The sequence below is a fragment of the Dokdonia sp. R78006 genome, from assembly GCF_042466145.1.
GTDB lineage: Bacteria > Bacteroidota > Bacteroidia > Flavobacteriales > Flavobacteriaceae > Dokdonia.
Genome location: NZ_JAXHBU010000001.1, coordinates 1,540,918 through 1,553,582 on the forward strand (window position 1 = coordinate 1,540,918; position 12,665 = coordinate 1,553,582).

Below are 12,665 nucleotides of genomic sequence, written 5' to 3' on the forward strand. Positions count from 1 at the left end.
AGCTTTAATTAGCGTGCTTCATGTCAAGTTGTTGGTTCAAAATTAGGATTCACCAAACGATACGTTTTTAACATCGCAGGTCGTACAGATTATTTTATAGGTCGGAAGTTTAGAAAATAGCGGCAAAAATGCGATTAAGAGTTGTAAATATTCGATAAGGTGCATATTGGTAATCTAATTAGTTTGATGCAATATTGACCCCTTAAAATTTTGTTAAATTGCCTCGCTTAACCTTGTTCTAAATAACATCAAACATTGAAGTACGTATTATCTCTATTATTCATTATACTATTTAGTGGTGTTTACGGTCAAACTGTTGTCTGTGAGGGATCTCCTTGTACATCAAATGACTTTACACTAGATGATTTTTATTTAGCAGGTGAGGATGGAATTCCTTTTGGACCTGGGTATTGTGAACCAGGTGATCCTGTTAATGCAAACCTATGGATCAATTTTACGGCAAATACTGCTGCATCGAGATACTCCATGTACGTTCACTTCAATTTATACATAGATGGTCTTTTTGTAGATACTATTGACCAATGTTATTTTGAAAATACTCCAATACCGGTAAATGTAAGTTTGAATACTTATCAATTTTCTTGGACATGTGGTTCAGAAATTACCATGGAAGATTTTTACGTGTCATGGCAGCCTAATGGAAGTCGGGATTGTGATTGCACAAATGCGAGTTGTTATAATGAAGAGGTTATAACGGTTCTTGCGCCACTTATAGCAAACTATGATTTTTCTGTAAACTGTTCAGGAGATTATACAATAGATTTTGAGTCAACAACTTCGGGAGGATTGCCGCCTTATACATATTTATGGGATTTTGGAGATGGAACCACAAGTGCTGAAGAAACTCCTACTCATGTATTCCCAAATTCTGGTCCATTTACTGTTTCATTAGCAGTTTTTGATGCAGAAAACACAGATTCCTTTGAGCAGACAATTGTGAATTTTCCGGAATTAATAGACGTCTCTATAGACGATTTTACAAATGAGTCATGTCCAGGAGCAAGTGATGGAACTGCTACTGCTACTGTTTCAGGTGGCGAAATGCCCTATATTTATTCTTGGGATACGGTGCCTGTACAGACCACGCAAACAGCCACAGGCCTATCAAGTGGTGTTTATACTGTAACCGTTACTGATACAAATGGGTGTGTTTCCAGTGATAATGTCATTATAGGGATTGATGATACTGCACCGCCAATTATTACTGCTCCACCAAATATAGTTATTGAAGGTTGTGCGACTGATGATGTTACAGGAGCCTTTCCATATGCAGTATCTAGCACCATACTAGCCGAAGCTCAATTTATTCTTGGGGGAGGAGCTGTAAGTGATGATGTTTCTATAGTTCAGATAGATTATATAGATACGCTATCAGGTACTTGTCCTCTTGTGATTTCTAGATTGTTTACTGTTACAGATGGTTGTGGGGCTACCGCAAGCGATACGCAGTTGATTACGATACAGGATACGACCTTACCTACTGCTTCAAATCTTCCGGATATTATGGTTTCATGTACAGCAGATGTCCCTATGCCTGATATTGCTGTCGTAACAGATGCCGCAGATAATTGTAGTGATGTAACGGTGACTTATGTTAATGATGTTTCTGACAATGCTACTTGTGCAGAAGTAATTACGAGAACTTATGTGGTAACGGATGCTTGTGGTAATACCTTTGACGTTACTCAACAAATAATTATTAATGATGAGATTAATCCTACGGCCTCAAACCCTGCCTCTATTGAGGTTTTGTGTATTGAGGATGTTCCTTTGCCAGATGTTGCTGTTGTAACAGATGCTGCAGATAATTGTAGCGTTCCTACGGTGAATCACGAAGGGGATGTCTCTGATGGTAATACTTGTGGAGAGACCATTACACGAACTTACAGTGTGACCGACGCTTGTAATAATTCTATTGCAGTTATCCAGCTTATTGTTGTAAATGATACAGTTGATCCTACAGCGTCAAATCCTGCTCCTATTGAGGTTTCATGTGTTGAAGATATACCTACGCCTAATATCGCTGTTGTAATAGACGAGGCTGATAACTGTAGTGTTCCCGTTGTAGCTTTTGTTGAAGATGTTTCTGATGGAAATACTTGTGGAGAGACTATAACACGAACTTACAGTGTAACCGATGCTTGTGATAATTCAATAGTTGTTACTCAGCAAATTATTATAAACGATACAATTGACCCTACGGCATCAAATCCTGCGCCCATCGAGGTTTCTTGTATTGCAGATGTTCCGACTCCTAATATTGCTGTTGTAATAGATGAGGATGATAATTGTAGTGTTCCCGTTGTGGAATTTGTTGAAGATGTTTCTGATGGTAAGACTTGTGGAGAGACTATAACTCGAACTTACAGTGTAACCGATGCTTGTGATAATTCAATAATTGTTACTCAGCAAATTATTATAAACGATACAATAGATCCTACAGCTTCAAATCCTGCTCCTATTGAGGTTTCATGTGTTGGGGATGTTCCTTTGCCTGATGTTGCTGTTGTAACAGATGCTACAGATAATTGTAATGTTCCTGTGGTAGAATTTATTGAAGATGTTTCTGATGGAAATACTTGTGGAGAGACGATAATTCGAACTTATAGTGTAACTGATGCTTGTGATAATTCAATAATTGTTATTCAGCAAATTATTATAAACGATACAATTAATCCTACAGCCTCAAATCCTGCTCCTATTGAAGTGTCGTGTGCTGCAGATATTCCTATGCCTGATGTTACTGTCGTAACAGATGCTGCAGATAATTGTAGCACTCCTGTAGTAGCTTTTGTAGAAGATAATTCTGATAATGCTAATTGTGCGGAGGTAATTATACGAACTTATAGTGTGACGGATGCTTGTGATAACACCATAATTGTTACTCAACAAATTACTATCAACGACGAGGTTAATCCTACGGCATCAAATCCAGCTCCTATTGAGGTTTCATGTATAGAAGATGTTCCTTTGCCTGATGTTACTGTCGTATCAGATGCTGCAGATAATTGTAGTGCTCCTACGGTAAATTTTGAGAGTGATGTCTCAGATGGTAATACTTGTGGAGAGATCATAACGAGAACTTATAGTGTAACCGACGCTTGTAATAACTCAATTGAAGTAACTCAGCTTATTGTTATAAATGATACAATTGATCCTACAGCCTCAAATCCTGCGCCTATTATTGTTTCTTGTGATGCGGGAATTCCATCTCCAGATGGTACTGTAGTTATAGATGCCTTAGATAATTGTGGTACTCCTACAGTTTCTTTTGTGTCTGATTTTTCCAATGGTACCTGCCCTCAGGTAATAACAAGAACGTATCGTGTGACTGATTTCTGTGGAAATTATGTAGACGTGGAACAGGAGCTGATTTTTGATGATATGGAAGCTCCATTATTAAATACACCATTTGATGAAACTCTTACAGTAAACTGTAATAGTATCCCTGAAGTACCAACCTTGGATTTTATTGATAATTGTTCTGTTGACTTGATGATTTCTTTTAATGAGGAAGATACAAATGTTAATGGTATAGATGATTATGAAATAACTCGAACATGGACAGTTGCAGATAACTGTGGAAATCAAAGTGTTTTTACTCAGGTGATAAGCGTTTTAAATGCAGATTGTTCTGTTACTAATTGTGCATTTGCTTGTGGAGGTTCAGATACAATTTTACCCACGGCTTCAAACCCATCTACTACTATTGTTGGTTGTAACGATGATATTCCCCCTGTTGATATATCGGTAGTGACTGATGCAAATGACAATTGCAGTAGTCCTGTTGTCGCTTTTGTTTCAGAAGTTATTAGTATTGATTGTTTTGAAACTGTGGTTAGAACCTATAGCATAACTGATGGATGTGGTAATTTTATTACTGTTGAACATACAATCTCTGTTGTGGATAACGATTTGCCTACTGCTTCAAATCCCCCTAATATCGAGGTTTCATGTATTGCAGATGTACCTCTAGTAGATGTAAATGTAGTAGTCGATGAGGCCGATAATTGTGGGGTGCCTACAGTGACCTTTGTGTCAGAAGTGTCGAATAATGATTGTAATCAGAATGTAGTAAGAACCTACCGTGTTACCGATAGATGTGGAAACTTTATCAACGTCACTCAGAACATTGTTGTAAATGACAATATTGATCCTACGGCATCAAATCCTGCACTCATTGAGGTTTCTTGTATTGAAGATGTTCCTACACCTAATATTGCTGTTGTGATTGATGAAGCTGATAACTGCAGTGTTCCCTTTGTAGCGTTTGTTAAAGATGAATCTGATGGAAATACTTGTGGAGAGACTATAACACGTACGTACAGTGTAACCGACGCTTGTAATAATTCTATTGAAGTGACTCAGCTTATTGTTATAAATGATACAATTGATCCTACAGCATCAAATCCAGCTCCTATTGAGGTTTCTTGTATTGCAGATGTTCCGACTCCTAATATTGCTGTTGTAATAGATGAGGCTGATAACTGTAGTGTTCCTGTGGTAGCTTTTGTTGAAGATGTTTCTGATGGAAATACTTGTGGAGAGACTATAACGCGAACTTACAGTGTAACCGATGCTTGTGATAATTCAATAATTGTTATTCAGCAAATTATTATAAACGATATAATAGACCCTACAGCATCAAATCCTGCACCCATCGAGGTTTCTTGTGTTGCAGATGTTCCTGTACCTAATATTGCTGTTGTAATAGATGAGGCTGATAATTGTAGTGTTCCCGTGGTGGAGTTTGTTGAAGATGTTTCTGATGGTAATATTTGTGGAGAGACCATAACGCGAACTTACAGCGTCACCGATGCTTGTGATAATTCAATAATTGTTACTCAGCAAATTATTATAAACGATATAATTAATCCTACAGCCTCAAATCCAGCTCCTATTCAGGTTTCATGTATAGAAGATATTCCTGTGCCTGATGCTACTGTCGTAACAGATGCTGCAGATAATTGTAGCACTCCCGTAGTAGCTTTTGTAGAAGATAATTCTGATAATGCTAATTGTGCGGAGGTAATTATGCGAACCTATAGTGTAACCGATGCTTGTGATAATACCATAATTGTTACTCAACAAATTACGATCAACGACGAGGTTGATCCTACAGCCTCAAATCCAGCTCCTATTCAGGTTGCCTGTATAGAAGATATTCCTATGCCTGATGTTACTGTCGTAACAGATGCTGCGGATAATTGTAGTGCTCCCACTGTAAATTTCGAGGGTGATGTCTCAGATGGAAATAATTGTGGAGAGACCATAACGAGAACTTATAGTGTAACCGATGCTTGTGATAATTCAATTGAAGTAACTCAGCTTATTATTATAAATGATGAGATTAACCCTACGGCATCAAATCCAGCTCCTATTGAGGTATCTTGTATTGCAGATGTTCCGACTCCTAATATTGCTGTTGTAATAGATGAGGCTGATAACTGTAGTGTTCCTGTGGTAGCTTTTGTTGAAGATGTTTCTGATGGTAATATTTGTGGAGAGACTATAACGCGAACTTACAGTGTAACCGATGCTTGTGATAATTCAATAATTGTTACTCAGCAAATTATTATAAACGATATAATAGACCCTACAGCATCAAATCCTGCACCCATCGAGGTTTCTTGTGTTGCAGACGTTCCTGTACCTAATATTGCTGTTGTAATAGATGAGGCTGATAATTGTAGTGTTCCCGTGGTGGAGTTTGTTGAAGATGTTTCTGATGGCAATACTTGTGGAGAGACTATAACGAGAACTTATAGCGTCACCGATGCTTGTGATAATTCAATAATTGTTACTCAGCAAATTATTATAAACGATATAATTAATCCTACAGCCTCAAATCCAGCTCCTATTCAGGTTTCATGTATAGAAGATATTCCTGTGCCTGATGCTACTGTCGTAACAGATGCTGCAGATAATTGTAGCACTCCCGTAGTAGCTTTTGTAGAAGATAATTCTGATAATGCTAATTGTGCGGAGGTAATTATGCGAACCTATAGTGTAACCGATGCTTGTGATAATACCATAATTGTTACTCAACAAATTACGATTAACGACGAGGTTGATCCTACAGCCTCAAATCCAGCTCCTATTCAGGTTGCCTGTATAGAAGATATTCCTATGCCTGATGTTACTGTCGTAACAGATGCTGCGGATAATTGTAGTGCTCCCACTGTAAATTTCGAGGGTGATGTCTCAGATGGCAATACTTGTGGAGAAACCATAACGAGAACTTATAGTGTAACCGATGCTTGTGATAATTCAATTGAAGTAACTCAGCTTATTATTATAAATGATGAGATTAACCCTACGGCATCAAATCCTGCACCCATCGAGGTTTCTTGTGCTTCAGATGTTCCTATGCCTGATATTAGTATGGTGACGGATGCTGCCGATAATTGCAGTACTCCTACCGTTTCTTTTATTGAAGATGTTTCTGATGGTAATTCTTGTGGCGAGACTATCGAGCGTACTTATCTTGTATCTGACGCTTGTAATAATTCTCTAGTTGTCACTCAGCGTATCATTATTAATGATACAATAGCGCCTACAGCCTCAGACCCAGCTTTTATTGAAGTTTCCTGTGCAGCAGAAGTTCCTATGCCTGATATTAGTGTGGTGACAGATGCTGCCGATAATTGTAGTGCTCCTACCGTTTCTTTTATTGAAGATGTTTCTGATGGTAATTCTTGTGGCGAGACTATCGAGCGTACTTATCTTGTATCTGACGCTTGTAATAATTCTCTAGTTGTCACTCAGCGTATCATTATTAATGATACAATACAACCTACAGCCTCAGACCCAGCTCTTATTGAAGTTTCCTGTGCAGCAGAAATTCCTATGCCTGATATTAGTGTGGTGACAGATGCTGCTGATAATTGTAGTGCTCCTACCGTTTCTTTTATTGAAGATGTTTCTGGTGGTAATTCTTGTGGCGAGACTATCGAGCGTACTTATCTTGTATCTGACGCTTGTAATAATTCTCTAGTTGTCACTCAGCGTATCATTATTAATGATACAATAGCGCCTACAGCTTCAGATCCAGCTCTTATTGAAGTTTCCTGTGCAGCAGAAGTTCCAATGCCTGATATTAGTGTGGTGACGGATGCTGCCGATAATTGTAGCGCTCCTACCGTTTCTTTTATTGAAGATGTTTCTGATGGTAATCCTTGTGGGGAGACTATCGAGCGTACTTATCTTGTATCTGACGCTTGTAATAATTCTCTAGTTGTCACTCAGCGTATCATTATTAATGATACAATAGCACCTACAGCTTCAGATCCAGCTCTTATTGAAGTTTCTTGTGCAGCAGAAGTTCCTATGCCTGATATTAGTGTGGTGACAGATGCTGCCGATAATTGCAGTACTCCTACCGTTTCTTTTATTGAAGATGTTTCTGATGGTAATTCTTGTGGCGAGACTATCGAGCGTACTTATCTTGTATCGGACGCTTGTAATAATTCTAAAGTTGTCACTCAGCGTATCATTATTAATGATACAATAGCGCCTACAGCCTCAGATCCGGATTCTATGGAATTCTCATGTATTGAAGAAGTTCCTGTGCCCGATATTAGTGTGGTGACAGATGCTGCCGATAATTGTAGTACTCCTACAGTTACATTTGAGGGTGATGTTTCTGATGGGAATACTTGTGGAGAGACTATCGAGCGTACTTATCTTGTGACTGACGCTTGTGGTAATTTTTTGGAGGTTGTTCAGCTCATTTTTGTTAACGATGAAATAGCACCAGTACTAATTTCTGATTATGAACCTATTGTTGATGTGCTTTGTGGTGATATACCAAGTGTTCCGGAATTAATTTTTGAAGATAACTGTGGTGGGAAAGTGAATGTTAATTATAGTGAGACATCAGATCAGTCTGCAAACCCGGATAATTATACCATAATAAGAACATGGGAGGTCGAAGATTTGTGTGGAAATGGACTAGTAACCACTCAATTGATTAATGTGTCTAATGAAGATGAAATCGAGTTTTCAAACTTATCATATTGTATTGAAGATACTGGTATTCTTTTAGATTCCTTGATTTCTAATACAAATGGAACTTGGACGATTCCTGAAGAATTTATTATTGAGAATGGAGCAATACAACCTTCTCAAACTCCTTTAGGTGAATACTCTCTTGTTTATGAGATTATAAGTGGAGATTGTAGCTTGACTCAAATCTTTAATGTGTCAATTAATGATGGCTGTATAGTCCCTCCTGATTGTAGCAGTAAAGAAAATGTAAAAATCTCTAAAGTCGTTACTCCTAATTTTGATGGCAATAATGATTTCTTTGAAGTAGCTCTAATATATCAAGGCGATTGTAATTTTTCGATTGACGTACAAATTTTTAATAGATGGGGTAATCTGGTGTATGAAGCACAAAATTATGAGAATAACTGGAGCGGAGAGTCGCCAAATGCGTCATTTGGAAATGCAAATAGGCTTCCTTCTGGGACATATTACTATATCGTTTCTTTAAATAATAGTGACTTGTCACCTATACAAGGCTACATTTATTTAGGATCAGAATAATATAAAAGAAAATGAAACTCAATTTAAAGCTTATAATGATTAGTTTTCTACTCCTTTTAGGGTTAGGAAAGTCATATGGGCAACAACTTCCGCAGTTTAGCCAGTATATGTACAACACAATAGTTGTTAATCCTGCTTATGCAGGAACTAAGGAGACTATTAATATAATGGCTTTACATAGGAGTCAGTGGGTTGGTGTAAAAGGTGCTCCTGTTACTCAGTTTGCATCCATACACGCACCTATCTCAGAAAAAAACTTAGGAGGAGGTATCTCATTCGTTAATGATAAGCTGGGATACGAAAACTCTGCACACATTTATGCAGATCTTTCATATACTATTAGAACCTCGTATACTACATTATTATCATTTGGTTTAAAAGCAGGAACAAGCCATTATAATATAGATCAAGATCTACTTAGTGATCCTGAAATTATTCAAGATGTCTTTTTTAATGATAAATTAAATAGTTGGAATTTTAACGTAGGAGCAGGTGTATTTCTTGATGGAGAATCATGGTATTTGGGTTTTGCTATACCTCGCCTTAAAAATCACGATAGAAATAAAAGTCCTTTTTATAGTTCATTAGAAAGAGTAAACTATTTTGTAAATGGAGGTATTGTACACGAAGTTAGTCCGTGGTTGACTTTAAAGCCTACTTTTATGGTTAAAATGACAAATGGTGCTCCAGTATCTGTAGATGTGACGCTTAATGCGCTCTTAGAGGATAGATTTTGGCTTGGTGCCACCTATAGACATAAAGATGCATTAGGAGCTATAGGGTCGTTTAATATAACAGATGAGTTTAGTATCGGTTATGCTTATGAGTACAATACTTCGGCCTTGTCTAGTTACTCTTTTGGATCTCATGAATTACTACTTACTTATAATCTAAAGTTTAGAGATAACTGTAGATGTGCAGATCTATATTAGGACAAAACATCAAATAAAAAAAAGCGCCTTTTGCATAAAAGGCGCTTTTTCTTTATTCGTTAATACGGAAATTTTTTCTTAAGAATTTGCAGCTTTAAATGCTCTTAATTTCTCATTAAGTTCTGGAACAACTTCAAAAGCATCTCCTACGATTCCATAATCTGCAGCCTTAAAGAAAGGAGCTTCTGGATCGTTGTTGATTACTACTTTTACTTTAGAAGAGTTAATCCCTGCAAGGTGCTGTATAGCTCCAGAGATACCTATAGCGATATACAAGTTAGACGCTACTGGCTTACCAGTTTGTCCTACGTGCTCACCATGAGGTCTCCATCCTAGATCTGACACAGGCTTAGAACAAGCTGTTGCTGCTCCAAGAATATCTGCCATTTCTTCTATCATTCCCCAGTTTTCTGGTCCTTTAAGACCACGACCTGCCGAAACAACAATCTCTGCATCTGCAATAGATACTTTATCTGTTGCTTTATCTACAGACTGTACTTCTACACCAAAATCTCCAAGCTCTGGAGAAAAGTCTTCTGTTGCTGCTGCTCCAGAAGCTTCTTTAAGACCATAAGCGTTTTGCCCAAGTCCTACAATTTTTATTGCTGTAGTTATTTCTGTGTGGCTAAAAGCCTTGTTTGTAAAAGCTGTACGCTTTACTGTAAATGGAGAAGCACTTTCTGGGAGTGATACTACATTTGATGCATATCCTGCCTCTAGCGCTACCGCTAGAAGAGGTGCAAGATACTTAGCATTTGCACTCTGTGTAAGTACTACTACTTGAGCACCTTCTGTCTTTGCAGCGGCTGCGATTCCTTTTGCGTAAGCTGCAGCATTAAATGCATCTAGCTTCGCGTCTTTTATGTTAAGAACTTTATCTACTCCGTAAGTTCCTAATGGTGCAGTATCTCCACCATTTACGGCAACTGCAGTTACAGATGTTCCCATCATATCTGCAATTCCTTTTGCATAAGAAGCAACTTCTAAAGAAGCTTTCTTAAACACTCCGTTTTCTGATTCTGTATATACTAAAACTGACATATTTATAAGAATTTCCAAAGAGGCGAACACGTGGTTCAACTATTCGGTATTATTATTAGATTAAAAAGTTACCTACGTAAATTAGATAGCTTTTGCTTCGTTGTGTAACAGGTCGATTAACTCGTCTACTGTTTCTACAAGTTTAACAGCTCCTTTAGGTGCAGGCTTTTCAAAAGAAACAGCATTTGTTTCGGTTTCAGCGCCAGAAGGTTCTACTACGTTTAAAGGCTTTTTACGTGCCATCATGATTCCTCTCATGTTAGGAATACGTAGGTCGCTTTCTTCTACAAGACCTTTTTGACCTCCTATTACAAGAGGAAGCGAAGTCTTTACAGTTTCTTTTCCGCCATCTATTTCTCTAGTAGCAGTAGCAGTTGTCCCGTCTACATCTAGTGAGATACATGTATTTACAAAGTTTGCTCCTGTAAGTCCAGCAAGCATTCCAGGTACCATACCGCCGTTGTAATCAATAGATTCACGACCTGCAATTACTAGGTCATACCCTCCATCTTGAACAACTTTTGCAAGTTCCTTTGCTACTTGAAAACCATCTTTTGCTTCCACATTCACACGGATTGCAGTATCTGCTCCTATTGCAAGTGCTTTACGCAATGTAGGTTCTGTTTCTGGTCCTCCTACGTTAATCACGTCTACAGAGGCTCCTTGTTTTTCTTTAAACCACATAGCACGTGTCAATCCAAACTCATCGTTTGGGTTGATTACAAATTGAACACCGTTAGTATCAAATTTTGTATCTCCGTCTGTGAAGTTAATTTTTGATGTCGTATCAGGTACGTGACTGATGCACACTAATATTTTCATAGAATTTATATTTTATATAAAGGTACGCTTTCGCGAAAGCGTAATCCTAAACTATTTCGTTTTCGTAACAAAAATAACATAAAAAAGTATAATTTACTGTGCGTGCATAGTAAAATTTTACAAAAATGTAATTTATTGAGGTTTTGGAATTGCTTATTTTTGTGATTGTTAAAAGAAGACAATATTAAGAAGGTAATTTTCAGTGTTATGAGAAGCCTTGATTAAATTTCCGCCAGAGCGGTTTATATACTATGAGAACAATCCAGTTTAGAGAAGCCATTTGTGAGGCAATGAGCGAAGAAATGCGCCGTGATGAATCTGTTTATTTAATGGGTGAAGAGGTAGCAGAATATAATGGAGCTTATAAAGCCTCAAAAGGAATGCTAGACGAGTTTGGAGCAGATAGAGTTATTGATACTCCTATTGCAGAGCTTGGTTTTGGAGGAATAGGTGTAGGTAGCACAATGACAGGATTACGACCTATTATTGAGTACATGACCTTCAACTTCTCATTAGTAGGTATTGATCAAATTATAAACAACGCTGCCAAAATCAGACAAATGTCTGGTGGTCAGTTTCCTTGTCCTATAGTTTTCCGTGGTCCTACAGGATCTGCAGGGCAACTAGGAGCAACACACTCTCAAGCTTTTGAAAACTGGTTTGCAAATACGCCAGGTCTTAAAGTAGTAGTGCCATCTAATCCTTATGATGCAAAAGGACTTTTAAAAGCAGCAATACGTGATAACGATCCTGTGATTTTCATGGAGTCTGAGCAGATGTATGGTGATAAAGGAGAAGTGCCTGATGGAGAATATGTATTGCCAATAGGTGTTGCAGATATTAAGCGTGAAGGGAAAGATGTAACTATCGTTTCTTTTGGAAAGATTATTAAGGAAGCTTACAAAGCGGCAGATCAACTTGCAGAGGAAGGGATTTCTTGTGAGATTATTGATTTACGTACGGTAAGACCTTTAGATAAAGAAGCTATTTTTGAGTCTGTAAGAAAAACAAACAGACTTGTGATTCTTGAAGAGGCTTGGCCTTTTGGGAATGTTTCAACAGAAATTACATATCAAGTACAAGCGCATTGTTTTGATCATTTAGATGCTCCTATACAACGTATAAATACAGCAGATACACCTGCGCCTTACTCACCAGTATTACTTAAAGAGTGGTTGCCTAACAGCGACGACGTGGTAAATGCGGTTAGAAAGGTGATGTATAAATAATATTTTCGCGAAAGCGGAATGAGATTTAATCCCTTTCATAACCGGAAGGGATTTTTTAATTTATTACATC

5 protein-coding genes are annotated in these 12,665 nt (G+C 37.7%); 3 read left to right on the forward strand and 2 right to left on the reverse strand.

The window, feature by feature from the left end:
• The first annotated feature begins 255 nt into the window (after positions 1-255).
• Both SJY37_RS06925 and SJY37_RS06930 read left to right on the forward strand, forming a co-directional pair.
• Positions 256-8,571 (forward strand): gliding motility-associated C-terminal domain-containing protein, encoded by an 8,316-nt coding sequence (locus tag SJY37_RS06925; RefSeq protein WP_379952920.1) that lies wholly within the window; start codon positions 256-258, stop codon positions 8,569-8,571.
• Between the two features lie 11 nt (positions 8,572-8,582).
• Positions 8,583-9,503 carry a type IX secretion system membrane protein PorP/SprF gene (locus SJY37_RS06930; protein ID WP_379952921.1) on the forward strand — a complete coding sequence of 307 codons (921 nt, stop codon included), beginning with the start codon at positions 8,583-8,585 and terminating at the stop codon, positions 9,501-9,503.
• Positions 9,504-9,581: 78 nt separating this feature from the next.
• Here the strand turns inward: SJY37_RS06930 and SJY37_RS06935 are convergent, their stop codons facing one another.
• Complete coding sequence (locus SJY37_RS06935) at positions 9,582-10,544, reverse strand: electron transfer flavoprotein subunit alpha/FixB family protein (protein WP_379952922.1); 963 nt, start codon at positions 10,542-10,544, stop codon at positions 9,582-9,584.
• A gap of 81 nt (positions 10,545-10,625) precedes the next feature.
• On the reverse strand, positions 10,626-11,366 hold the full coding sequence (locus tag SJY37_RS06940; RefSeq protein ID WP_339849175.1) for an electron transfer flavoprotein subunit beta/FixA family protein: 741 nt from the start codon (positions 11,364-11,366) through the stop codon (positions 10,626-10,628).
• A gap of 251 nt (positions 11,367-11,617) precedes the next feature.
• On the opposite strand from SJY37_RS06940, the gene SJY37_RS06945 reads away from it, so the two are divergent.
• A complete protein-coding gene (locus SJY37_RS06945) occupies positions 11,618-12,595 on the forward strand; it encodes a pyruvate dehydrogenase complex E1 component subunit beta (RefSeq protein WP_339849177.1) in 978 nt (325 codons plus the stop codon).
• Positions 12,596-12,665: the final 70 nt, after the last annotated feature.

Coding starts and splice junctions, on each gene's coding strand:
- SJY37_RS06930 (WP_379952921.1), top strand. CDS start 8,583: ATGAAACTCAATTTAAAGCTTATAATGATTAGTTTTCTACTCCTTTTA.
- SJY37_RS06935 (WP_379952922.1), bottom strand. CDS start 10,544: ATGTCAGTTTTAGTATATACAGAATCAGAAAACGGAGTGTTTAAGAAA.
- SJY37_RS06940 (WP_339849175.1), bottom strand. CDS start 11,366: ATGAAAATATTAGTGTGCATCAGTCACGTACCTGATACGACATCAAAA.
- SJY37_RS06945 (WP_339849177.1), top strand. CDS start 11,618: ATGAGAACAATCCAGTTTAGAGAAGCCATTTGTGAGGCAATGAGCGAA.